Annotated in this window: 30 protein-coding genes; 17 read left to right on the top strand and 13 right to left on the bottom strand. The window is 70.5% G+C overall.

The annotated features are described in order from the left end of the window. Nucleotides 1–16: 16 nt before the first annotated feature. Nucleotides 17–1,300, bottom strand: a complete 1,284-nt coding sequence (locus O1G22_RS22725) for a GNAT family N-acetyltransferase (protein ID WP_270083009.1) — start codon at nucleotides 1,298–1,300, stop codon at nucleotides 17–19. A 43-nt stretch (nucleotides 1,301–1,343) separates the two neighbouring features. Then, a complete protein-coding gene (locus O1G22_RS22720; protein WP_270083008.1) occupies nucleotides 1,344–1,970 on the bottom strand; it encodes an RsiG family protein in 627 nt (208 codons plus the stop codon). Between the two features lie 160 nt (nucleotides 1,971–2,130). On the opposite strand from O1G22_RS22720, the gene dtd reads away from it, so the two are divergent. Further along, nucleotides 2,131–2,556 carry a D-aminoacyl-tRNA deacylase gene (gene dtd / locus O1G22_RS22715; protein ID WP_270083007.1) on the top strand — a complete coding sequence of 142 codons (426 nt, stop codon included), beginning with the start codon at nucleotides 2,131–2,133 and terminating at the stop codon, nucleotides 2,554–2,556. Nucleotides 2,557–2,579: 23 nt separating this feature from the next. On the opposite strand, the gene ygfZ is transcribed toward dtd, so the two are convergent. From ygfZ to O1G22_RS22690, 5 genes are all read right to left on the bottom strand, one after another. Then, nucleotides 2,580–3,545, bottom strand: coding sequence for a CAF17-like 4Fe-4S cluster assembly/insertion protein YgfZ (gene ygfZ / locus O1G22_RS22710; RefSeq protein ID WP_270083006.1), 966 nt, complete (start codon nucleotides 3,543–3,545; stop codon nucleotides 2,580–2,582). A 9-nt stretch (nucleotides 3,546–3,554) separates the two neighbouring features. After that, on the bottom strand, nucleotides 3,555–4,004 hold the full coding sequence (locus tag O1G22_RS22705) for a Fur family transcriptional regulator (RefSeq protein ID WP_270083005.1): 450 nt from the start codon (nucleotides 4,002–4,004) through the stop codon (nucleotides 3,555–3,557). Between the two features lie 16 nt (nucleotides 4,005–4,020). Next, complete coding sequence (locus O1G22_RS22700) at nucleotides 4,021–4,596, bottom strand: heme-binding beta-barrel domain-containing protein (protein WP_225098052.1); 576 nt, start codon at nucleotides 4,594–4,596, stop codon at nucleotides 4,021–4,023. A gap of 222 nt (nucleotides 4,597–4,818) precedes the next feature. Continuing rightward, complete coding sequence (locus O1G22_RS22695) at nucleotides 4,819–5,097, bottom strand: DUF397 domain-containing protein (protein ID WP_270083004.1); 279 nt, start codon at nucleotides 5,095–5,097, stop codon at nucleotides 4,819–4,821. Next, entirely contained in the window at nucleotides 5,079–5,918 is an 840-nt protein-coding gene (locus O1G22_RS22690) for a helix-turn-helix domain-containing protein (RefSeq protein WP_270083003.1), read from the bottom strand. Before O1G22_RS22690 ends, O1G22_RS22695 begins: the two co-directional genes overlap by 19 nt. A 172-nt stretch (nucleotides 5,919–6,090) precedes the next feature. Here O1G22_RS22690 and O1G22_RS22685 point away from each other — a divergent pair, with 172 nt between their 5' ends. From O1G22_RS22685 to O1G22_RS22675, 3 genes are read left to right on the top strand one after another with little or no spacing between them, the layout of a single operon-like run. Continuing rightward, nucleotides 6,091–6,348, top strand: a complete 258-nt coding sequence (locus O1G22_RS22685) for a hypothetical protein (protein WP_270083002.1) — start codon at nucleotides 6,091–6,093, stop codon at nucleotides 6,346–6,348. Continuing rightward, a complete protein-coding gene (locus O1G22_RS22680; RefSeq protein ID WP_270083001.1) occupies nucleotides 6,345–6,611 on the top strand; it encodes a hypothetical protein in 267 nt (88 codons plus the stop codon). The genes O1G22_RS22685 and O1G22_RS22680 overlap by 4 nt, the downstream gene beginning before the upstream one ends. Continuing rightward, the gene (locus tag O1G22_RS22675) at nucleotides 6,608–6,970 is read left to right on the top strand and encodes a DsrE family protein (RefSeq protein ID WP_270083000.1); all 363 of its coding nucleotides are present in this window, start codon (nucleotides 6,608–6,610) and stop codon (nucleotides 6,968–6,970) included. Before O1G22_RS22680 ends, O1G22_RS22675 begins: the two co-directional genes overlap by 4 nt. Before the next feature lie 72 nt (nucleotides 6,971–7,042). On the opposite strand, the gene O1G22_RS22670 is transcribed toward O1G22_RS22675, so the two are convergent. Together O1G22_RS22670 and O1G22_RS22665 are read right to left on the bottom strand one after the other, a co-directional pair. Next, nucleotides 7,043–7,513, bottom strand: a complete 471-nt coding sequence (locus tag O1G22_RS22670; RefSeq protein ID WP_270082999.1) for an HIT family protein — start codon at nucleotides 7,511–7,513, stop codon at nucleotides 7,043–7,045. Between the two features lie 417 nt (nucleotides 7,514–7,930). Beyond that, complete coding sequence (locus O1G22_RS22665) at nucleotides 7,931–8,194, bottom strand: DUF3099 domain-containing protein (protein ID WP_270082998.1); 264 nt, start codon at nucleotides 8,192–8,194, stop codon at nucleotides 7,931–7,933. 130 nt (nucleotides 8,195–8,324) lie between these two features. Here O1G22_RS22665 and O1G22_RS22660 point away from each other — a divergent pair, with 130 nt between their 5' ends. The 5 genes from O1G22_RS22660 to O1G22_RS22645 all read left to right on the top strand — a co-directional run bounded on the left by O1G22_RS22660 (nucleotide 8,325) and on the right by O1G22_RS22645 (nucleotide 10,989). After that, complete coding sequence (locus tag O1G22_RS22660) at nucleotides 8,325–8,519, top strand: hypothetical protein (RefSeq protein WP_270082997.1); 195 nt, start codon at nucleotides 8,325–8,327, stop codon at nucleotides 8,517–8,519. Nucleotides 8,520–8,669: 150 nt separating this feature from the next. Then, on the top strand, nucleotides 8,670–9,413 hold the full coding sequence (locus O1G22_RS22655) for an LmeA family phospholipid-binding protein (protein WP_270082996.1): 744 nt from the start codon (nucleotides 8,670–8,672) through the stop codon (nucleotides 9,411–9,413). A gap of 199 nt (nucleotides 9,414–9,612) precedes the next feature. Next, nucleotides 9,613–9,693 carry an Ms5788A family Cys-rich leader peptide gene (locus O1G22_RS44900; RefSeq protein ID WP_351055874.1) on the top strand — a complete coding sequence of 27 codons (81 nt, stop codon included), beginning with the start codon at nucleotides 9,613–9,615 and terminating at the stop codon, nucleotides 9,691–9,693. Between the two features lie 132 nt (nucleotides 9,694–9,825). After that, nucleotides 9,826–10,671, top strand: a complete 846-nt coding sequence (locus tag O1G22_RS22650; RefSeq protein ID WP_270082995.1) for a sulfurtransferase — start codon at nucleotides 9,826–9,828, stop codon at nucleotides 10,669–10,671. A 27-nt stretch (nucleotides 10,672–10,698) separates the two neighbouring features. After that, the gene (locus O1G22_RS22645) at nucleotides 10,699–10,989 is read left to right on the top strand and encodes a DUF1416 domain-containing protein (protein ID WP_225098061.1); all 291 of its coding nucleotides are present in this window, start codon (nucleotides 10,699–10,701) and stop codon (nucleotides 10,987–10,989) included. A gap of 92 nt (nucleotides 10,990–11,081) precedes the next feature. Here the strand turns inward: O1G22_RS22645 and O1G22_RS22640 are convergent, their stop codons facing one another. Beyond that, nucleotides 11,082–11,468, bottom strand: coding sequence for a hypothetical protein (locus tag O1G22_RS22640; RefSeq protein ID WP_270082994.1), 387 nt, complete (start codon nucleotides 11,466–11,468; stop codon nucleotides 11,082–11,084). 117 nt (nucleotides 11,469–11,585) lie between these two features. On the opposite strand from O1G22_RS22640, the gene O1G22_RS22635 reads away from it, so the two are divergent. After that, nucleotides 11,586–12,563 carry a winged helix-turn-helix domain-containing protein gene (locus tag O1G22_RS22635; protein WP_270082993.1) on the top strand — a complete coding sequence of 326 codons (978 nt, stop codon included), beginning with the start codon at nucleotides 11,586–11,588 and terminating at the stop codon, nucleotides 12,561–12,563. Between the two features lie 110 nt (nucleotides 12,564–12,673). On the opposite strand, the gene O1G22_RS22630 is transcribed toward O1G22_RS22635, so the two are convergent. From O1G22_RS22630 to O1G22_RS22620, 3 genes are read right to left on the bottom strand one after another with little or no spacing between them, the layout of a single operon-like run. Next, nucleotides 12,674–13,882: a hypothetical protein gene (locus tag O1G22_RS22630; RefSeq protein WP_270082992.1), complete on the bottom strand. Its 1,209-nt coding sequence runs from the start codon at nucleotides 13,880–13,882 to the stop codon at nucleotides 12,674–12,676. Nucleotide 13,883: 1 nt separating this feature from the next. Continuing rightward, nucleotides 13,884–14,138 carry a MoaD/ThiS family protein gene (locus O1G22_RS22625; RefSeq protein WP_225098063.1) on the bottom strand — a complete coding sequence of 85 codons (255 nt, stop codon included), beginning with the start codon at nucleotides 14,136–14,138 and terminating at the stop codon, nucleotides 13,884–13,886. Between the two features lie 59 nt (nucleotides 14,139–14,197). Continuing rightward, nucleotides 14,198–15,049, bottom strand: coding sequence for an alpha/beta hydrolase family protein (locus tag O1G22_RS22620; RefSeq protein ID WP_270082991.1), 852 nt, complete (start codon nucleotides 15,047–15,049; stop codon nucleotides 14,198–14,200). Nucleotides 15,050–15,233: 184 nt separating this feature from the next. Between O1G22_RS22620 and O1G22_RS22615 the strand changes: the two genes are divergently transcribed. The 7 genes from O1G22_RS22615 to O1G22_RS22585 all read left to right on the top strand — a co-directional run bounded on the left by O1G22_RS22615 (nucleotide 15,234) and on the right by O1G22_RS22585 (nucleotide 22,052). Further along, complete coding sequence (locus tag O1G22_RS22615; protein ID WP_270082990.1) at nucleotides 15,234–16,037, top strand: winged helix-turn-helix transcriptional regulator; 804 nt, start codon at nucleotides 15,234–15,236, stop codon at nucleotides 16,035–16,037. A 117-nt stretch (nucleotides 16,038–16,154) separates the two neighbouring features. Continuing rightward, the gene (locus tag O1G22_RS22610; protein WP_270082989.1) at nucleotides 16,155–17,177 is read left to right on the top strand and encodes a LacI family DNA-binding transcriptional regulator; all 1,023 of its coding nucleotides are present in this window, start codon (nucleotides 16,155–16,157) and stop codon (nucleotides 17,175–17,177) included. Between the two features lie 173 nt (nucleotides 17,178–17,350). Beyond that, nucleotides 17,351–18,361 (top strand): S1C family serine protease, encoded by a 1,011-nt coding sequence (locus O1G22_RS22605; protein WP_270082988.1) that lies wholly within the window; start codon nucleotides 17,351–17,353, stop codon nucleotides 18,359–18,361. A 44-nt stretch (nucleotides 18,362–18,405) separates the two neighbouring features. After that, on the top strand, nucleotides 18,406–18,636 hold the full coding sequence (locus O1G22_RS22600; protein ID WP_270082987.1) for a hypothetical protein: 231 nt from the start codon (nucleotides 18,406–18,408) through the stop codon (nucleotides 18,634–18,636). 92 nt (nucleotides 18,637–18,728) lie between these two features. Then, the gene (locus tag O1G22_RS22595; RefSeq protein WP_270082986.1) at nucleotides 18,729–19,463 is read left to right on the top strand and encodes a response regulator transcription factor; all 735 of its coding nucleotides are present in this window, start codon (nucleotides 18,729–18,731) and stop codon (nucleotides 19,461–19,463) included. Then, nucleotides 19,460–20,905 (top strand): HAMP domain-containing sensor histidine kinase, encoded by a 1,446-nt coding sequence (locus O1G22_RS22590; protein WP_270082985.1) that lies wholly within the window; start codon nucleotides 19,460–19,462, stop codon nucleotides 20,903–20,905. The genes O1G22_RS22595 and O1G22_RS22590 overlap by 4 nt, the downstream gene beginning before the upstream one ends. 499 nt (nucleotides 20,906–21,404) lie before the next feature. After that, nucleotides 21,405–22,052, top strand: a complete 648-nt coding sequence (locus O1G22_RS22585) for a Uma2 family endonuclease (RefSeq protein ID WP_270082984.1) — start codon at nucleotides 21,405–21,407, stop codon at nucleotides 22,050–22,052. The last annotated feature ends 8 nt before the right edge of the window (nucleotides 22,053–22,060 follow it).

The raw sequence follows: 22,060 nt of genomic DNA, 5'->3' as shown, positions 1-22,060 counted from the left end.
AACTGCACACCCGGCATCAAAAAAGGTCCGGGCACCACGGGAGCCTGGGCGAGCGGAACAGGGCGTCGGCCTTGCGGGCGGCACCCTCTCGTTCTTCCCGCACCCGGCCCAGCGCCACGAGCCGCGTCAGCGACTCCCCGCCGAGCCATACGGACCCCAACTCCCCGATGTCGAGGGTGAGATCGGCGGTCGCGGACGTGCCCGTACAGGACGCGCCCTCCGCCGAGGCCTCCAGCCGGAACCGCCCCCCGCCGTATCCGTCCTTGTCGACGACCTCAAGAACCACCGCACCGGCCGTCTCGTACGTCCGCGCCTCCAGGGCCCGTACGACGTCCAGGATCCGCACCCACAGCCAGTCCGTGTGCTCGGTGACGCGGGCCGCGCGGGGGTCGGGCAGGAGGTGGGGCAGCAGGTCGTCCGGGGCGCGCCGGCCGCTGGTCACCCTGGCCACCCAGTCGATCGAGCACAGGTAGTGCCACAGGGCGCGCTCGGCCGCCGGGGTGGTGGCGAGCAGCCAGTTCACGGTGAGGGCGTCCTCCGGCTGGTTGCCCTGCCAGACGTGCTCGGCCTTGTACGACACCAGGCCCTCGACCTCGCCGGAGGCCGCGCGGTAGACGGCGTGGAAGGGCTCCTTCCAGTCCGGGCCGGAGCGCAGGACGCCGGTGGCCAGGTCCCACCACGCCGGGATACGGCTGACCGCGCCGGGCTGCCCGGCCCGGAACCGCTCATGCAGCTCGGGGCCGAGCTTGCGTACCTCGGCGCCGTCGATCAGATCGATCCGGCCTCCCCCACGCTCGGCTTCGCTCGCGCGGGAGGGACCCCCACCCGCGGGACCGGCCCAGCGCGCGTCGAGACCGGCCCGGGGCACCTCGACGGCCCACTGGGCGGCCCAGCTCGCCGGGCCGAAGCCGTAGCGGCCGTAGATCGGGTACTCGGCGGCGATCAGCGTGGCGACGACGTCACCGCGCTCCTTCGCCGCCGCGAGGTCCCGGCCCAGCATGCGGGTGAGCAGGCCCCGGCGCCGGTGGGTGGGGCTGACGGTGACGCCGGAGACGGCGTCAGCGGGGACGAACGCACCGCCGACCGCGGTGAGTTGCTGCGGGAAGGAGCGCAGCGTCCCCACGCACCGGTCACCGTCGAAGGCGCCGAGCCGCCGGGACGAGCCCTCGGCGTCCGTCCGGCGGCTGAGCTCCAGCTGGTCCTCGCCCGGGGTGGGCGGGCTCAGGAAGCCGGTGTTCACGGCCCGCAGCCAGTTCTCGCGCTCGTCCTCACCGATGGTGCGTACGTCCAGGTCGCTCATCGCCTCACGATAAGCACACGGCCTTCCGGCCGTCGCCCCCTTTTCAGCTCAGCAGATCGTCCACCTGGGCCTCGCCGACCCGGTACCGGCGGGCGATCTCCGCGCTGCACTCGTCGGTGGTCCCCTGGAGCCGCTGCCGGCGCCGGGAGACCTCCTGCTCATACCGCACCAACCGGCCCATCGCACTGGCCAGTTCGAGATCGGTGCGGGCCACGAGATCGCTCAGCTCGACCTCGCCGAGCATGTCGGCGGCCAGCTGCCGGAACTCCTCGTTGTGCGGGGTGCCGAGCGTGACATGGCGGGCGGAGGAGCGGTACTGGGCCGGGGCGTCCTGCAGGATCTCCGGCAGCCGGTCCACCACGGAGCCGTCCGCCGGCGCCGGCACGGCGGCCCGGCCGCGCCGGGTGAGCTCCGCGCGCAGGATGTCGATCCGGCCCTGGAGCAGCCGCCGCACATAGCTGAGGTCGGCCTCGTCGCGCTGGGCGTCCCGGCGCAGGGTGCGCAGCTCGGGCAGACTGAGCCGGGCCAGATCGTGCTCACAGGGCTCCCCGGGCAGCGCGGGACCCTGCAAGGCCTCGGCACGCTGGGCGGGCGGCCGGTACGCCGTCTCCGGCGGCTGTGCCTGGACCCCTTGGGTCCCCAGCCGACCGCTGGTACTCGGTGTGCTCATGGTGCTCCTGACCGTCCCCTCGACCGGCGCCTGGAAGCATCGTGCCACCCCGAGCGACCGCTATGTGACCGAGTGCCCCCGAACGGCCGCACATGGGCGGTAAGGGATTGATAATGGACCCGCTGTGAGCGGGCGCCGGGCACCCGGCATGATGGTCCGCATGCGAGCGGTGGTACAGCGGGTGGACGGCGCCAGTGTCGTCGTGGACGGCGAGACGGTGGGCGCGATCGAGGGCGAGGGGCTGTGCGTCCTCGTCGGGGTGACCCATGAGGACACCAAGGAGAAGGCGGCCCAGCTCGCCCGCAAGCTGTGGTCGATCCGGATGCTCCAGGACGAGAAGTCCTGCAGCGACATCGACGCCCCCCTGCTGGTCATCAGCCAGTTCACGCTCTACGGCGACGCCCGCAAGGGCCGCCGCCCCACCTGGAACGCGGCGGCCCCCGGCGATGTCGCCGAGCCCCTGGTGGACGAGGTGGTCTCCCAGCTGCGCGCCCTCGGCGCGACGGTGGCGACGGGCCGGTTCGGCGCACAGATGAAGGTGTCACTGACGAACGACGGCCCGTTCACGGTGCTGCTGGAGATGTGAATCCTCCCCTCCCTGACGGCGTCCTACGGCTCGACGACGACTTCCTGCGCGGCGGCGGTGTCCCCGGCGACCAGCCGCGCGTCGAGGGGCACGTTCCGCTTGACCAGCGCCAGCGCCACCGGCCCCAGCTCATGGTGCCGGACGGACGTGGTCACGAACCCGATCTTGCGTCCGTCGGGCCCCTCGTCCGCGAGCCGGATCTCGGTCCCCGGCACCGGCAGATGGACGTCACTCCCGTCCAGGTGGAGGAAGACCAGCCGGCGCGGCGGCTTGCCCAGGTTCTGCACCCGGGCCACGGTCTCCTGCCCCCGGTAGCAGCCCTTCTGCAGATGCACGGCCGTACCGATCCAGCCCAGCTCGTGCGGGATGGTCCGGTGGTCGGTCTCGAAGCCGAGCCGGGGCCGGTGGTGCTCGACGCGCAGCGCCTCGTAGGCGAGGATCCCGGCGGCGGGCCCGTGCGACTCGGCGAAGGACTCCAGGTCGGCGCGCGGCAGGAACAGATCACGCCCGTACGGGGTCTCCCGTACGACGACCCCGTCCGGCACCTCCCCGATGGACCCGGCGGGAAGGTGGACGACGGCGAAGTCGTCCGTCCGGTCGGCGACCTCGACCCGGTAGAAGAACTTCATCGACTCCAGGTAGGCGACGAGCGCCTCCCGCGTCCCCGGCTCCACATGCGCCCACACGGTCGTACCGTCGTCGACCAGGTACAACGCGTGCTCGATGTGGCCGTGCGCGGAGAGGATCAGCGCCTCGGTGGCCTCGCCGACCGGCAGCTCGCTGACGTGCTGGGTGAGGAGCAGATGCAGCCAGCTCAGCCGGTCGTCGCCGGTGACGGTGATGACACCGCGATGGGACAGGTCGACGAATCCGGTGCCGTCGGCGAGGGCGCGCTGCTCCCGGAACAGATCGCCGTAGTGCGCGGCGACACCTTCGTCCACGCCCTCGGCGGGAACGGCGCCGGGCAGGGACAGCAGAGGGCTCTTCATACGGCCACCCTACGACGCGGTAGTCGAACTCTCCGATGATCCTTTCAGCGAACAGTCCTTGCACCGGCCGAAGATCGCGAAGTGCTTCATGTCGGTGTCGAACCCGAACTGCGCCCGCAGCTTGGCGGTGAACTCCGTGGCCACGTCCACATCGGCCTCGATCACCCTCTCGCAGTCCCGGCACACCAGGTGCAGATGATGATGCCGGTCGGCGAGGTGGTAGGTGGGCGCACCGTGCCCCAGATGGGCGTGGCTGACCAGACCGAGCTCCTCCAGGAGCTCCAGCGTCCGGTACACCGTGGAAATGTTGACCCCCGACGCCGTCTTCTTCACTTCCGTGAGGATGGCGTCGGGGGTCGCGTGCTCAAGGTTGTCCACGGCTTCGAGCACAAGCTGCCGCTGCGGCGTCAGCCGGTAGCCTCGCTGCCTGAGGTCACTCTTCCAGTCGGTGCTCACCACACCGACGAGTCTAGGACTACTTGAAGAAGGCGATGCCGTCGTCGGGCATGTCCTGCGGGAGGGCCTTGGCCCAGCGCTCGACTTCCTCCGGCGTGACGACCTTCTTCAGGTGGGCCGACATGTAGGGGCGCAGCTCGACCTCGGGGGTCTGCTTCTCGCCGACCCACATCAGGTCGCTCTTGACGTAGCCGTAGAGCCGCTTGCCACCGCTGTACGGCCGGGCGGCGGCCGTGCGGGCGACGGCGTCCGTGACGAGATCGATCTGCGGCTTCTTGTCGGCCAGCTCGCCGTACCAGATCTCGATGACACCGTCGTCGCGGGTCATCGTGACCTCGACCTTGCGGTCGGCGTCGATCCGCCAGAAGCCGTGCTCCGACTCCAGGGGGCGGACCTTGTTGCCGTCGTTGTCCAGCACCCAGGTGTGGGAGCGGTACTCCAGGAAGTCCCGGCCGTCGTGGCTGAAGGTGACCTCCTGCCCGAAGTTGCACTTCTCCGAGCCGGGGAAGTCGTGCACGCCCGCGCCGGCCCAGTTGCCGAGCAGGAAGGCGAGCGGGACGAGGCCCTTGTGCAGGTCGGACGGGATCTCGATCATGATCGGCAAGCTTTCCTAGACGAGGTTCAGCGCTGGCCCTGGTACAGCTTCTTCACGGCCAGACCGGCGAAGGCGAGCACGCCGACGCAGACCAGGACCAGCAGGGTTTCGAAGAAGATCTCCACGGGTGCTCCTTGAGCGAGGGTGGGCATACGACAGAGCCGGGCCCCAGCTTACGCGGCCGGGGCCTGGCTCTCCGTATGAGGTGCGCTGTCCGGGCGCTCAGCCCTTGACGCCGTCGACGAAAGCCTTCCAGGCGGGGGCGCCGAAGAGGAGGGGGGTGCGGGTGGTGTCCTTGCTGTCGCGGACGGGGACGAGGCCCTTGGCGGGGAGGTTGTCGGCGATCTCCAGGCAGTTGCCGCCGTCCTGGTTGCTGTAGCTGCTCTTGCGCCAGTCGGCCGCGGCCAGGAGATCGTCGGAGACCTCGACGCAGGCGCCGCCGTCCTGGTTGCTGTAGCTGCTCTTGCGCCACGTCACGTTGCTCAGGTCGATGGCTCGCATGGCGCTTCCTCCAGCATCCGCTTGATGAACTCCCGCGATTCGTCCGGGGTTAGGGCCAAATCGCGTACTCGATCGTATCGAAGCTGGAGCCGCTGGACAGCCGTACTTTCTTGGACCAGTTCGCCTGAGTAGCCCGTTTCCACCCAGGCGACGGTCCCTGCGGGGCCTTGCAGGAACATGGTGTCGGTGTCCGTCAGCCCATGCAGCCCCTTCGCCGACGGCAGCACCTGGACGATGACATTGGGGCGCTCCCCCATCTCCAGAAGATGGCGCAATTGCACCCGCCACGCCTCCGGATCACGGAGCGGGGTGCGCAACACCGCCTCGGAGAGGATCGCGCGGAACTGCGGCCCGCCCTCCGCCAGCAGCAGTTCCCGGCGTCCCATACGGGCTGCCACCTGCTTCTCCAGCTCAGCACCCGTCAGCCCGCCCTGCTGGAGCAACTCGGTGGCGTACTCGGGAGTTTGCAGCAGGCCAGGCATGATGCCCGGCGAGTACTGCCACATACTCACCGCCTCGGCCTCAAGCAGCATGTACCGCCGATACCGCTCCCTGAACTGCGTCTGGTCGGCCATCGCCAACTCCCACAGCGTGAGCAACTTGTCGCCCGTGCCGTAGTACAGATCCAGCGCCTCTACGACCTCCGGTCCCCCGAGCGTCTGCCCCTTCTCCATCTTCCCGAACAGCGACGCGTCCCAGCCCACCGCATCCGCCAGCGCCCGCAAGCTCACGCCCTTCATCGCGCGCAGTAACCGCAACTCCTCGGCGAAACGAGCCCTCGGCTCCTGGCTACGACCTGTGATCGCCCTGCGCTGCGGCACCGCGCCCTCCCCGACTGTCGAACTTGTGGAATTTAGACGGCCGATCCGGCACTAACGGCCATTCCGCTCGATTCCGCCTCCGCACTGGGCCATCCTCAATACCAGCCCAGGTGCACGCAGAGTAGTGCAACTGTCGCATTCCGTATAGATATTGAGGAAAGGAGCAAAGCCTATGGGAACGGATCCGGCCACCCCGCTGTACGACCCCGTACGCCTCCGTGCCGACGTCCGGGCCGCCAACGAGCGCGCGCAGGCGCTGCCGCCGGACCCCGAGGACCTGAGCCGGCCGCCCCGCCCCGTCCCGGGATGCGCGGCGTGCCTGACGCTCGCCGAGCGGCGGGAGTCGGCGCGGGTGGCGTACGACCGGAGCGCGGAGACGGACGCCAACGTGTTGCTGCGGCAGCACCAGCGACAGGAGCACAGGGCATGAGCGGACTGCCGTACGAGGAGTGCAAGCGGTGGCGGGACGAGGGGTGGACCTTACGGACGGCCGAACACGACACCCCGCCCGCCTACGCCCTGCCGCCCTTCCACCCCGACCACCAGCCCCGGCCCCGCGCCCGGCACCGGAACGAGAACCGGCACCGGCGCACCCGCTCCGTCGACGGAGCCCTCGTCAGCGGCGCGCTCACCATCCTCTGCGTGGTCACCCTGGTCGTCACCGTCGTCGTCGCGGCTACGCTTCCCTCATGACCAAGAAGCTCGTGATCAAGGTGACGGCCGGGGCCGACGCGCCCGAGCGCTGTTCGCAGGCGTTCACCGTGGCGGCGGTGGCCGTGGCCAGCGGCGTCGAGGTCTCGCTGTGGCTGACCGGGGAGTCGTCCTGGTTCGCGCTGCCGGGGCGGGCGGCGGAGTTCGAGCTGCCGCACGCCGCTCCGCTGCCGGATCTGGTCGAGGCGATCCTGGCCGCCGGGCGCATCACGCTGTGCACGCAGTGTGCGGCCCGGCGCGAGATCACCGAGAAGGACGTCATCGAGGGCGTGCGGATCGCGGGTGCGCAGGTCTTCGTCCAGGAGGCGCTGGCGGACGGCGCCCAGGCCCTCGTCTACTAGTGCCGCATCAAGCGACGTTCGCCCTGTTCGCGGCCTTGCGGAGTGGCTCGTCGGCGACGTGCTTGCCGGACGCTACCGCAGCGCCGCCTGCAGGTGGGCGAGCTGCGCCAGCAGCTCGGCCGGATCGAGTGAGCGGGCGGTGGCGAATGCCTGGTCCGGGAGCATGGTGCGTGGGCCCGGGTCATCCAGGTAGCGCGGCAGCACGTGGGTATGCACGTGCGCCACGGAGTTGTTCATGCACTGGTAGTTGATCTGTGCGGGCGCGTAAACGCGATGGATCGCGGCGCCGACCGTCCGGACCGCCGACCAGTAGCCGGTGACCTCCGCGTCGGTGAACAGCGCGGGATCGGGTACGTGCCGGCCCCGGAACACCACCACGCTGTACCCCGGGCTCGCGGGCCGCTTCAGCAGATACGCGTCGGCGAACTCACCGGCGTACCAGCGGACGCCCCACTCGTCCTCGTCCGGCCTGCCCTGCGCGCATTTGGCGCACCCCTCGCCCGACCATTCCGCTTCCCACGAATCCGCCCATGTCCTGGCCACGGCCCGAGGCTACGGCACCGCGACGGACGATCCGCAGCAACCGCCTGCCCTCAAGACGAAGGAGCGGCTGTTCACCGAACTGCTGCGGCGCGAGCTGCACGCGATGCTCGGCACCCTCGCCGCCGGGATCGAGGCGGACCCGTCCGCCGCCCTGCCACCGCCCCCCCGCCGGGCCGGCCGAGGCCGCAGTCCGCGCGGCCGCCCGGGACGTACTCGCCGCACTGGCCACCGCTCAGGGCGCGCTCACCGGCCCATGAGGGGTGAGCCGCCGGGAGCGGGACGGGGCGTCCAAGCGGGTTCGGCGAAGTCCGGTGCGGTTCGGCAGCGCCCCGGAGGGACGCGAGGAACCGCGCGACCAGCCGCGGCGGACCCGCAGCCGCCGACCGGCGGCGTATCGCGGCACTGCCGGCGGACCGCTCACCGCCTGGGGGGCTTCTTGCCGTCCAGCTCGTCCCACCACTCGTCGGACTGCGGGTCGCCGGACGGATCGTCCCACCAGCGGTCCTCCGGCCCCCGCCGGTTGGCGATCATCGCGGCGACCGGAGGGATCAGCATGGCCACGATGCACAGGGCGACGGCCGCGGGGATCGACCAGATGCGGACGACTGCCCAGGCCAGGACGAAGAGCCCGATGCACGTCCCCATCATGGCGAAGTAGATGTGACGCCGCCGCGTGTACATACATCAAGCGTAATTCGGAGCATGCGGCCGGACCCCTCCTGCGCCCCCTCCACTCCGTCGGCGTCTCCTCACCGTGGTGGCCGCGATCTAGGTTCGCGGCATCGGCGAAACGTGAGGGAAATGCGCTGACGTGCCGCGTAAGAACGCTCTGGGGGCTGTCCTTGTCTTCTGGAACGGCCCGGCGCTCCATGGCGTACTGCTGCGCGGAGACCTTGCCGAGTGGTCGTGCGACGCGGTCGGCCGGCCGGCCGAGACCATGGCCGACCTCGCGGCCGGACTGGGGGTCCGTACACCGGTGTTGCTGACCGTCACACGAGCCCGGTAACCGCGGGCCCGGTAGCCGCCGGTCCCACCCGGCCCCTGTCACAGGTGATCCACAATCCCCCCGGCGCCCCGCCCCGCCGGGTTACCGTGGCGTACGCCGTCGCCGTACCGCATGGCAGAAGAACGCCACCGACCCCGGGGGAACCACCACATGCGCGCCCTGCGAATAATCCTGATCCTCGTCGTCATCCTGGGCGGGCTGTTCGTGATCGCGGACCGGGTCGCCGTGCACTTCGCCGAGGGGCAGGCCGCCGACAAGCTGAAGTCGACGGAGAACCTGGCCTCGACGCCCGACGTCAGCATCAAGGGGTTCCCGTTCCTCACGCAGGTCGCGGGCGGGTCGCTGGACGACGTCGAGGTGGGGATCAAGAACTACAACGCCACCACGGGGACCGCCGGCAAGACGATCCGGATCGACGATCTGAAGGCCGACATGAAGGGCGTCTCCTTCTCCGGCGACTACAGCTCCGCCACCGCCGACAGCGCCACCGGTACCGCGACCATCTCCTACGCCGAGCTGCTGAAGACCGCCAAGTCCGAGCCGACCGAGGTCGCCCCGGGGCTCCAGGCCCGGGTCGTGGGTCTGTCCGACGGCGGCAACGGCAAGATCAAGGTCGCGGTCCATGTGACGGGCTCGTTCCTGTCCATCCCGGTCGACCAGACGACGTCCGTGCTCAGCTCGGTGACCGTCGTGGACAACAAGGTCGAGGTCCACGCCGACTCCCTGCCCAAGCTGGCCGCCATCTCCGTCGCCGAGAACCGCGTCCGCCAGATCACCGACTTCCAGCAGGCCATCAACCAGCTGCCCGGCGGCATCAAGCTGGACAAGGTGCAGGCCGCGCCGAACGGTGTGGAGATCCTGGTCAAGGGTTCGGACGTCAAGCTGGCGGGGTAGGGACACTCGCGGTGGACGCCCCCTCGTCCGACTGGCGAGACGGTGACGTCCGTACCGTAGATGCCATCACCCACACGGGCGCCCGGAGGCCGCGCGAGCCTGCCCCGGGCGCGATGCACGTCCCATCATTCGGACGATCGCGTCTCGTCATATGACACACCGGTGACACGCCCGGCCGTACGTCCCTACGATCGGGGCCATGAGGCGACAGGCGGATCTCACCAAGCGGCGGGCAGTGGACCTGTGCCGCGTTGCCGCCATGCTCTGTCGCCCCTTCTGAGTGGAAGCCGAGCGCTTCCGCATCCCTCAGCCGCCCTGCTGGTAAGGGCACCCGTGCGCCGCCCGCACCGTCGAGCGCGCACCCCCGCCACTTCTGCACGCCCCGCCGCGACTGCCCCGGAGGAGAAAGAGCATGAGCCGCAGCGACGTCCTCGTAGACGCCGACTGGGTCCAGGCGAACCTGGACAACCCGAACATCGCCCTCGTGGAGGTGGACGAGGACACGTCCGCCTACGAGAAGAACCACATCAAGAACGCGATCCGCATCGACTGGACCAAGGACCTCCAGGACCCGGTCCGCCGCGACTTCGTCGACCAGGCCGGCTTCGAGAAGCTGCTGTCGGAGAAGGGCATCGCCAACGACACGCTGGTGATCCTCTACGGCGGCAACAACAACTGGTTCGCGTCGTACGCCTACTGGTACTTCAAGCTGTACGGCCACGAGAACGTCAAGCTGCTCGACGGCGGCCGCAAGAAGTGGGAGCTGGACGCCCGCGAGCTGGTCCCCGGCGACGAGGTCCCCGAGCGCGCCAAGACGGAGTACAAGGCCAAGCCGCAGGACGCCTCGATCCGCGCCTTCCGTGACGACGTCGTCGCCGCGATCGGCAGCCACAACCTGGTCGACGTGCGCTCCCCCGACGAGTTCAGCGGCAAGCTGCTCGCCCCGGCCCACCTGCCGCAGGAGCAGTCGCAGCGCCCCGGCCACGTGCCCAGCGCCAAGAACATCCCGTGGTCCAAGAACGCCAACGACGACGGCACCTTCAAGTCGGACGAGGAGCTCAAGGAGCTCTACGCCGACGAGAACGTCGACCTCGCCAAGGACACGATCGCCTACTGCCGCATCGGTGAGCGCTCGGCCCTGACCTGGTTCGTGCTGCACGAGCTGCTCGGCGTCCAGAACGTCAAGAACTACGACGGCTCCTGGACCGAGTACGGCTCCCTCGTCGGCGTGCCGATCGAGCTCGGCTCCGGCAAGTAAGACATCCCACCCCTCAGGAGAAACAGCATGTGCGGAGCGAAGGCCGGCGGCCCGGACGCCTCGACGATCAAGCCCGGTGAGACCACGATCCAGGGTCAGGTGACCCGCGACGGCGAGCCGGTGACGGGCTACGTCCGTCTGCTGGACTCGACCGGCGAGTTCACGGCCGAGGTCCCGACCTCGGCGACCGGCCAGTTCCGGTTCTACGCGGCCGAGGGCACGTGGACCGTGCGCGCGCTGGTGCCGGGCGGCTCCGCCGACCGCACGGTTGTCGTGGCGGAGAAGGGCGGGCTGGCTGAGGTCGCCATCGCGGTCTGAGCGAGCCGAGGGCTCAGTGACGGCTGAGTGACGAGCTGAAGGGCCGCACCCCCGGGGTTGGACGCCGTGGGGGGTGCGGCCCTTCGGCTTGTTCAGCACTGCGGGATGTTGGGATCCCGGTTGACGGTGTGGGCGTTGTTGTCGACGTAGCCGGCGAAGGTGTAGCCGGTACCGACGTACCGCCAGCCGTAGCCGTCCTCGTAGTCCACGTAGCTCACCTGGTACCAGGTGTCGCCGTAGCTGCCGATGGACTGGCCGACCTTCCAGCAGTTGGCGTAGATCCAGTCACCCGGAGCGAGGTCAGGCCACCCGATCTTGGAGTTCGTGTTCGCGTCCGCGTAGATGCCGACCCAGTGGCTGGTGGTGAGCTGGACGGCGTCGGCGGCCGAGGCGGTCCCCGCCGTCGTGACGATCGCACCGACGCTCAGCGCCGCGGCCGTCACGGCCATCGCCGCCCGGCGTCCGAATCTGATCCTCATGTGGTGCCCCTCCCTGTCCGGCGCCTGTGAGTGGCGCGAACTCAGCCTGGCGCGGGCGCGGTGGCGGGGCCATCCTTTCTGCGCTGACCAAAAGGCTTGCCAACGGGGGGGTTGGGCATGCTGCGCATCGAGTTGTCCGGACAGGACCTCGCGCTGATCCGGTTCGCACCGCAGCCGGCACCGCTGGTCGAACTCAAGCTCTCGCTGATGATGCTGCGGCGCCAGGACTCGGAGCAGACGTTCGGCCGGTGGCGGCGCGAGTTACGGCAGCGGCTGCCCGTCACCACCCGCCCGCTGTGGGACCTGCTCACCCCGTACCGGGGCCCGGCCTTCCTGGACCCGGTCAGCCCCGACCTGCCGAGCGGCCTGGACGCGGTGCGGACCATGCCCACCAGCCAGGTGCGCGCCTGCCTCGAAGAGATGTGGGCACAGCGGGAGGGGCAGGAGCCGGTGCCCCGCTGGCTCCGGGATCTGGCCCAGGGCGACCCCGCCACCCGGGAACAGCTCTGCCAGAGCCTCCAGGACGCCTACCAGGCCGTACTCGGTGCGAGCTGGCCCCGGGTGACGGCACTGCACTCCGCCGAGTACGCCCGCTACGCCCTCAACACGGCCGAGCACGGGGTCGTCGGCGCGCTGACCCGTCTCTGTGCGGGCTCCCGGTTGGTCGACGGCGTCTGGGAGATCGACGCGCCCTACCGGCGGCAGGTGGCGTCCGCCGGCCGTGGCCTGCTGCTGCTGCCCACCTTCCACTGGACCTGTGCGCCGCTGGTCGCCGACAAGGCGCAGGATCCGCTGCTGATGGTCTACCCGGCCGGTCCCGGCATGCCGCTGATGCCCGCCGCCGCGGGCGAGGACGTGCTCGCCCCGGTCCTCGGCAACACCCGGGCGCACACCCTGCGCCTCCTCGGCTATCCGCTGAGCACCAGCGAACTGGCCGGTCACCTCGGCATCAGCCTCGGCGCGGCCTCCACCCACGCGGCCACCCTGCGCGCCGCGGGCCTGATCGACACGGTCCGCGCCGGCCGCGCGGTCAGACACGAACGCACCGCCCTCGGCACCCTGCTGACGGGCGGTGTGGACCTCGACCGGTGCTGACCAGCGACATTCCAGACTGCGCGCACGCCAAAAAGGATCATGTTCGTGCAACTGAAGACCGGTTACGACACCGACCGTGGGCCGTCCTGGATCGGCCGCTCGGGACGGCCCTAGCCCAGCGCCCGCCCCAGTACCCACACCACCGGTGCCGCCGCCGACAGCGGCAGCGCCACGCCCGCGGTGAAGTGGACGAAGCGGGACGGGTAGTCGTAGCTCGCGACCCGGTGGCCGATCAGGGCGCAGGCTCCGGCCGCCGCGCCCAGCAGCGCGCCCTTGCTGCCGAAGCCCGTCATGCCGCCCATCGCGATGCCCGTACCGGCTGCGGCCAGCAGGGCGACGACGACCGAGGCCGGGGTCGGCAGGGGCAGGGCGCGGGCCAGGACGGCCACCGCGACCGCTGCCGCGCCGACCGTCACCGCGTGCCCGCTCGCGCCCAGATACCCCGTGGCCAGGACCGACAGGGACGCCGAGACGACCGTGGCCATCAGGCCGTACATCCGCTCGTCCGGCGAGGCGTGCGAGCGGAGCTGGAGGACCAGGGAGAGAAGGACCCAGACGCCGAGGGGGCCGAGGATCGCGGCGGGGGCGTTGTCGCGGCCCGCGGCCAGGACCGCCACGTCGGCCGTCAGGCCGCCCGCGAAGGCCAGCGCGATGCCCTGCCGGGCCGGCCACATGCCGTTGAGCCGGAACCAGCCCGCCGCCGTCACCGCCTGGAGCAGCACCAGCGGGACGACCAGCGCGTACGAGCCGATCGGCGCCGTCGCGGCCAGCAGCAGACCCAGCACCGCGGTCAGCAGCGCCGGCTGCATCCCGGGCTCGATGACCGGCGAACGGCCCTCCAGGCGCGCCCGCTGGGCATCGGTGATCCGGGCGTTCCCGGCGAGCGTCGCGGGGCCGTACTCCGGCGCGGCTTCGGCCGCCGGCTCCGGTCCCGGTTCCGGCGCCCGTGTCGGCTCCGGCGCGGCTTCGGGTGCCTGCGTGGGCTGCGGGTACGGGTCGGCGGCGTACGGCTGGGCGGCGTACGGCTGGGCGTAGGGCTCCGCGTACTGCTGCTGATACGGCTGCTGCTGGTACTGCTGATGGGGCTGCTGCTGATAGGCCTGCTGCTGCGCCTCGTACGTCTGCGGCGGCGTCTGCACCGGCGCGTGCGTCTGGGTCTCCCAGGTCTGGCCCTGCCACTGCTGGGTCGGCTGGGGGTCATGGGGGTCGTGGCCGGGCTGCCGGCCGTACTGGTCGTAGCCGGGCCACTGCTGTTGCTGTTGTTGCTGCTGGTACGGGTCCTGGCCGTCGTAGGGACCCTGATACGGCTGGTTGCTCATCTCACCCTCCTGCGAACGGCGGGAGCACCTCGACCGTGCCGCCCTCGGCCAGCCGTACCGTCTCATGTGCGCGGGTCCCGACGGGGTCACCGTCGATGAGGAAGGAGCATCGCTGCAGCACGCGCGTGAGCTCACCGGGGTGTCGCGCGCGCACGGCGGCCAGCGCGTCGGCCAGCGTGTCCGCGTCGTACGGCTCCTCGGCGACGCCGGACGCGGCCTTGGCGGCGGCCCAGTAGCGCACCGTGACCTTGGGCATCTCGTTCCTCAATCGACGGCAAGGGAAATACAAAGACGACAGATACAGATGGTGTCAGGCTAGCCCGCCGTGCCGACAGCCCAGTCCGCGATCCGGGTCAGCAGGGCGTCGTCCGCCGCGTGTTCGGCGTGGCCCATGCCGGGCTCGATCCAGAGTTCCGCGTGGTCACCGGCCGCCTCGGCGAGCATCCGGGGGTGGTCGAGGGGGAAATAGCCGTCCCGGTCGCCGTGCACGATGAGGAGGGGGGTCGGGGCGATCCTGGGGACCGATTCCACCGGGGAGAGCGGGACCGGGTCCCAGTCGCGGTGGTGGATGCGGGTGCGCAGGCCGTAACGGCCGACCAGGCGGCCCTCGGGGCGGGTGACCAGCCAGTGCAGCCGGCGCATGGGGGCGGTGCCCCGGTAGTACCAGCGGGCGGGGGCGCTGACCGCGACCACCGCGTCGGCCGTGCCCGGGTGCAGGGCCGCGTGCCGCAGGACGACCGAGCCGCCCATGGAGAAGCCGACGGTCACCACGCGCGCGTGCCCGAGACGGCGGGCCCAGTCGACGGCGGCGGCGAGGTCCAGCACCTCCTTGTCGCCGACCGTGGAGCGGCCGCCGGAGCGTCCGTGGCCCCGGAAGGAGAAGGTGACGACCGCGCCGTAACCACGCAGAACACCCGCCACCCTTCGTACGTGCGGCCGGTCCACGTCCCCGGTGAAGCCGTGGGCGATCACGAACACCGGGGAACGGGAGGCCGAACGGTGGGTGTCCGGCGGGGTTTCGTATACGGCGGGGCCCGGATCGTATACGGAATCGACCGGAATTCCGTCGGCGCTGCACAGAAACGTCCGGATAGGCCCCTGTCTGCCTGTCTCGGGATGCGGACGAACGGTGGAATGCGCCACTTGACCTGCCGAACGGTTCCTCATGTGGGCTATTCTGCTGGGCAGAGGACTCGGGCAGCGTAGCCCCCGGGTCCTTTTGTGCTTTCGGAAGCGTTGTATACGAAACGGGAAACCCCAGGTGACCGTGGCTGTGTACGGGGCCTTCGGGATCGCAGAGCAGTGCCCGTCCGCACGACGTCCTCGCAGGGACCGAGGAGGAACCAGACGTATGAGTTCTCTGCTGCTGCTGACCAATGCCCTCCAGCCGTCGACGGAGGTGCTGCCCGCCCTCGGCCTGCTTCTGCACAACGTGCGGGTGGCCCCCGCCGAGGGGCCCGCCCTGGTCGACACCCCGGGCGCCGACGTCATCCTCGTCGACGGCCGCCGCGACCTTCCGCAGGTGCGCAGCCTGTGCCAGCTGCTGCGGTCCACCGGACCCGGCTGTCCGCTGCTCCTCGTCGTCACCGAGGGCGGTCTCGCCGCCGTCACCGCCGACTGGGGGATCGACGACGTACTCCTCGACACCGCCGGCCCCGCGGAGGTGGAGGCACGGCTGCGACTCGCCATGGGGCGACAGCAGATCGTCAACGACGACTCCCCGATGGAGATCCGCAACGGCGATCTGTCGGTGGACGAGGCGACGTACTCCGCCAAGCTCAAGGGGCGGGTGCTCGACCTCACCTTCAAGGAGTTCGAGCTGCTGAAGTACCTCGCCCAGCACCCGGGCCGCGTCTTCACCCGCGCCCAGCTGCTGCAGGAGGTGTGGGGCTACGACTACTTCGGCGGCACCCGCACGGTCGACGTGCACGTACGACGGCTGCGCGCCAAGCTCGGCCCGGAGCACGAGTCGCTGATCGGCACCGTGCGGAACGTCGGTTATCGATTCGTTACACCCGAGAAGGTGGACCGGGCCGCGGAGAAGGCCGCCGAGGAGGCCAAGGCCAAGGCGGGCCGGGCAAAGGCGGAGGATGCGGACGCATCCACCGTCGTATCCGGCGTCCTGGACGACGCCGAGGTCCACGCGGACGCGTAACTCGCGCCGGGCAGGTGTGACCAGCGCTCGGACGGGGCATTGCTTCCGCACATCGCTTCACCGTCCACGCGCTGATACGCCCTGCCCAGAGCGGGTCCATCCGCGTAGACTCCGCGCGTGGCCAAGGTGACTCGTGATGATGTGGCGCGGCTGGCGGGAACGTCCACCGCCGTGGTCAGCTATGTCATCAACAACGGACCCCGGCCGGTCGCCCCGGCCACGCGCGAGCGTGTCCTCGCTGCGATCAAGGAACTGGGGTACCGGCCCGACCGGGTCGCCCAGGCCATGGCCTCGCGCCGCACCGACCTCATAGGCCTGATCATCCCGGACGCCCGTCAGCCGTTCTTCGGCGAGATGGCGCACGCGGTCGAGCAGGCCGCCTCCGAGCGCGGCAAGATGGTCCTGGTCGGCAACACCGATTACATCGGCGAACGCGAGGTCCACTATCTGCGCGCCTTTCTGGGCATGCGTGTGTCCGGACTGATTCTGGTGAGTCACGCCCTGAACGATCTCGCCGCCGCCGAGATCGACGCCTGGGACGCCCGGGTGGTGCTGCTGCACGAGCGGCCCGAGGCCATCGACGACGTCGCCGTCGTCACCGACGACCTCGGCGGCGCCCAGCTCGCCGTACGCCACCTGCTGGAGCACGGCTACGAGTACGTCGCCTGTATGGGCGGTACGGCGCAGACGCCGGCCGTCGGCGACCCGGTCTCCGACCACGTCGAGGGCTGGAAGCGGGCCATGGCCGAGGCGGGCCTGAGCACCGAGGGCCGGCTGTTCGAGGCGCCGTACAACCGCTACGACGCCTACCGGGTCGCCCTGGAGGTGCTGTCCGGGCCGGACCGGCCGCCCGCGATCTTCTGCTCCACCGACGACCAGGCGATCGGCCTGCTGCGGGCCGCGCGCGAGCTGCGCATCGACGTGCCCGGCGAGCTGGCGGTGGCGGGCTTCGACGACATCAAGGAGGCCGCGCTCGCCGACCCGGCGCTGACCACGGTCGCCTCCGACCGCTCGGCGATGGCCCGGGCGGCGGTCGACCTGGTCCTGGACGACGGGCTGAGGGTGGCGGGCTCCCGGCGGGAGCGGCTGAAGACGTTCCCGTCCCGGCTGGTGGTGCGGAAGTCCTGCGGCTGCGGCTGACCCCGGCGCCCGCCTGTGCCTCCGCCGCCCGCCTGTGCCTCCGGCGCCCGCTTGTGCCTCCGGCGCCCGCTTGTGCCTCCGGCGCCCGTCTTTATATGGGGCAAACGAGGTTCTGCCGGGCTTCTCAGCAAGCACTCAGGAAGCTCTCACGTTCGCGGGGGACTCTGTTTCACATGACCGAGAGCCTGGGCAACGACCCGCAGCAGGACCACTACTCCGCTCCTGTGAACCCCGAGTGGCCGCCCCCGCCGTCGTACCAGCCCCCGACGGGCGCGGCGGCCGGCGTGGCTCCGGAGCCCGCGCCGCGCAGGAAGCGCAACCGTGGGCCGGTCACCCTGCTCGCGGCGGTCGCGATCGTCGCGGCGGCCGTCGGCGGCGGCACGGCGTACGCCTTCCAGGAGCTGACCGGCAAGACCACGGTCGCCTCCAGCGGCACGACCACCACTGTGGTGCCCTCAAGCAAGCGGGGCGATGTCGCCGCGATCGCGGCCGCCGTCAGCCCGAGCGTCGTCGAGATCAACGCGACCCTGAGCAGTGGCTCCTCCACCGGCTCCGGCGTGATCATCACGTCGAACGGCGAGATCGTCACCAACAACCACGTCATCTCCGGCGCGCAGTCGATCAAGGTGCGCACCAGCGACGGCAAGAGCTACACCGCCCAGGTCGTCGGCACCGACAGCTCCAAGGACCTGGCCCTGATCAAGCTCCAGGGCGCCTCGGGTCTGAAGACGGCCTCGCTCGGCAACTCGTCGGGCGTCCAGGTCGGTGACACGGTCGTCGCGATCGGCTCCCCCGAGGGCCTGACCGGCACCGTCACCAGCGGCATCGTCTCCGCCCTCAACCGGGACGTGACCGTCTCCACGGACGAGAACCAGGGCCAGAACCAGAACGGCGACGGCAACTGGCCGTTCCAGTTCGGCGGCCGGCAGTTCAACGGCGACACCGGTTCGTCCACGACGACGTACAAGGCCATCCAGACCGACGCGTCCCTCAACCCCGGCAACTCCGGCGGCGCGCTGATCGACGCGAGCGGCAACATCATCGGCATCAACTCCGCGATGTACTCGTCGAGTCAGCAGTCCTCGTCGTCCTCCGACGCGGGCAGCATCGGCCTCGGCTTCGCGATCCCGATCAACACCGTCAAGTCGGACCTGGCCAAGCTGCGGTCCGGCGCCACCGGCTAACCCCTCTCCAGTAAGGCGCTTCACCCGTCAGCAGGGAGTACGTCATGATCACGCACATCTCGCACCAGATCACGATGACCGGCCACGACCCCGCCGACATCACCATCGCACTCTCGGTCGCCCGCGATCTGCACCTGCCGATCCCGAAGCCCCGCGCCCCCGAGGTCGTCACCCGGCCGGTCCCCCAGCCCCAGCTGATGGGCCTGCGCACCCCCGCCGTCCGCACCCACCGCCGCAAGGTCCCGCTGAACCGCCTGACCGCGGTGCGGGCCTGAGCGTGGCAGGCTGAGAGACAGCCGGGAAAGTCCCGCACACAGCCGGGAAAGTCCCGCACACCCACACACCGCACCCCGAGGAACCGCGAGCGATGAGCCCCGCCGAAGGCGACCGTGACCCCCAGCGCATCCTGATCGTCGACGACGAGCCGGCGGTACGCGAGGCGCTCCAGCGCAGCCTCGCGTTCGACGGGTACGACACGGAGGTGGCCGTCGACGGCGCGGACGCGCTGGAGAAGGCCACCTCCTACAAGCCCGACCTGGTCGTCCTCGACATCCAGATGCCGCGCATGGACGGCCTGACCGCGGCCCGCCGCATCCGGGGCGCCGGCGACACGACACCGATCCTCATGCTCACCGCCCGGGACACGGTCGGCGACCGGGTGACCGGACTGGACGCGGGTGCCGACGACTACCTGGTCAAGCCCTTCGAACTGGACGAGCTCTTCGCCCGCATCCGCGCCCTGCTGCGCCGCAGCTCCTACGCGGCCGCCGCGCTGCCCGACGTCCAGGAGGACGAGGCGCTCACCTTCGCCGACCTGCGCATGGACCTCGCGACCCGTGAGGTCACCCGGGGCGGCCGGCAGGTGGAGCTGACCCGCACCGAGTTCACTCTCCTGGAGATGTTCATGGCGCACCCGCGCCAGGTCCTCACCCGGGAGCAGATCCTGAAGGCGGTGTGGGGCTTCGACTTCGAGCCCTCGTCCAACTCCCTCGACGTCTACGTCATGTACCTGCGCCGCAAGACCGAGGCGGGCGGCGAGCCGCGCCTGGTGCACACGGTCCGGGGCGTCGGCTACGTGCTCCGCCAGGGCGGCGCCGAGTGAGGAAGCTGCTCCGCCGGTACCGCTCCCTTCCCATCCGCGCCCGGCTGGCCATGCTGGTCGCGGCGGCGGTGGCGTTCGCGGTGGCTGCGGTGTCGGTGACGTGCTGGTTCATCGTGCAGGGGAAGCTGTACGACCAGCTGGACGGCGATCTGCAGAAGTCGCTGCGCGGCACCTCGCAGTTCGGCCAGCTGCAGTACACGCTCGACAACTGCAGCAACGCGCCGGCGACCAACCAACTCCTGCAGGACCGGTACTCCCAGGTGGTCACCGAGGACGGCAAGGTCTGTCTCATCGGGGGCGCCTCAGGCGCGATCAAGGTCACCGAGGCCGACAAGTCCGAGATCAAGGACCTGGACACCCGCAAGATCTACTTCCGCAACGGGGTGGACGCGCAGGGCAACGAGCTGCGCGTGCTCACCCGCCCGCTGCTGCCCACCTCGACGTCGAGCGGGGGACCCGGCCCCAACGTCGGCGTCATGGTCGCCATCCCGCTCAGGAACACCGAGAAGACCCTCAACGACCTGGCCCTCATCCTCCTCCTCGTCTCCGGCATAGGAGTACTCGGCGCGGGCGCCGCCGGCCTGGCCGTGGCCCGTGCGGGCCTGCGCCCGGTGGACAAGCTGACCGAGGCCGTGGAGCACGTGGCCCGGACCGAGGACCTGACCATCCGGATCCCGGTGGAGGACGACAGCGAGGACGAGATCGCCCGCCTCTCCCGGTCCTTCAACTCGATGACCGCCTCCCTGGCCAGCTCCCGCGACCTCCAGCAGCAGCTGATCGCCGACGCCGGCCATGAGCTCCGTACGCCCCTGACGTCGTTGCGGACGAACATCGAGCTGCTCACCCGCAGCGAGGAGACCGGCCGCCCGCTCCCGCCGGCGGACCGCAAGGCGCTGCTGGCCTCGGTGAAGGCCCAGATGACCGAACTGGCCTCGTTGATCGGCGACTTGCAGGAACTGTCCCGCTCGGAGGGCCAGCGCGGGGAGCGGCTCCAGGTGGTACCGCTGCTGGACACCGTGGAGGCCGCCCTGCGCCGCGCCCGCCTGCGCGGGCCGGAGCTGACGATCACGGCGGACCTGGAGCCCTGGTACGTCCGCGCCGAGCCTTCCGCCCTGGAGCGGGCGGTGGTCAACATCCTCGACAACGCGGTGAAGTTCAGCCCCGGCGCCGGCACGGTCGAGGTGCGGCTGACCGGCGGGGTGCTGACCGTCCGCGATCACGGCCCCGGCATCCCCGAGGACGAACTCCCGCACGTCTTCGACCGCTTCTGGCGCTCACCGAGTGCGCGTGCGTTGCCGGGTTCGGGCCTGGGTCTGTCCATCGTGGCCCGTACGGTGAAGCAGGCGGGCGGCGAAGTCACCCTGACGCCCGCGGAGGGCGGCGGCACAGTGGCGACCGTACGTCTGCCGGGCGCGCCGACGCCGCCCCCGGAGACCCCGTAGACCGGGTCACTCCGGCTTCGGCAGGGCGCGCGCTGGCGGCTCGATGGCGTCGGTCACTCGCCGGTGCGTCCTCAGGGTCCTGTGACGAATCTTCGACGCCTCTTCGGGGAGGGCCTTGGCCTCGGCGGGACGTCACCCGAACGTGTGCACGCCCGTCCCATCCTTGATCCCTTCCACGAACACGGCCCAGGAGACGGTCGAGAGGACCAGCGGGCGGGACGCCGGGGTCTTGAGCGAGGGCCGTCCTCTCGGACCGGGCGGCGGGGGAACGCGCGGTGCGTTTCGCGCTGACGCGGGCCGCCGAGTCGCTGGAGGAGGTGCTCCGCGTCGCGGTCAGTCGCGGCACGCGTGTGCGTGGCGGCGGCTGACCGTTTCAGCTGTCGCTCGAACGGGTGAGTGAAGGTCATTTTCCCCGGTCATATGCACCGCCACTCCTACCGTGATCGCGTTGCTTGTGCCCAGAGCACACCCAGCCCACACTTGAAGAGGAGGTGCCACCTTGACCACTCTCGCACATGAGAGGCCGCAGGCCATGTCCCAGGCGCAGTCCGAAACACCGAACGCAATCGACCTGGATGAGGTCCTGTGGCAGGCATGGAAGGCCATGGATCTCCCCGAGGGCTACCACGCGGAGATCATCGAGGGAGCCATCGAGGTGTCGCCCACCGGTCGCTATGCCCACAGCCAAATCGTCTTTCTCCTCAAGGAGGCGCTGGGCGACTTCCTGAAGGGCGGTGACTTCGCCGCCCGAAACGACACGAACATCATCCATGAGCGAAGCGCGTGGGTGCCGGACTTGTTTGTCGTCGCCAGAGACCCTGAGCGCTACGTGACCGACGATGGTCTAGGTCTGACGACCGCGAGCGTACGGGTGGTCTTCGAAGTCACCTCGCCCGGCCACCGGAACCTGGAGCGCGACCGCGTCCGCAAATGCCGTGAGTACGCCCGTGCCGGCATCCCCGTCTACGTACTCATCGACGACTACGACGAGCAGGGCACCGTCACCCTCTTCACCGGCCCCCGTCCCGACAAGGCCGACTGGGAGGACATCCACCGCGTCCCCTACGGCACCGAGGTCACCATCCCGGAAGGCCCCGCCAAGGGATTCGTCATCGGTGAGGCCATCACCGGGCCCAAGCGGAGCTGAGCCGGTGG

Origin of the sequence: Streptomyces camelliae (assembly GCF_027625935.1) — a bacterium.
GTDB lineage: Bacteria > Actinomycetota > Actinomycetes > Streptomycetales > Streptomycetaceae > Streptomyces > Streptomyces camelliae.
The sequence above is the reverse complement of the archived record's forward strand: the minus strand, read 5'-3'. Positions and strand labels throughout refer to the sequence as shown.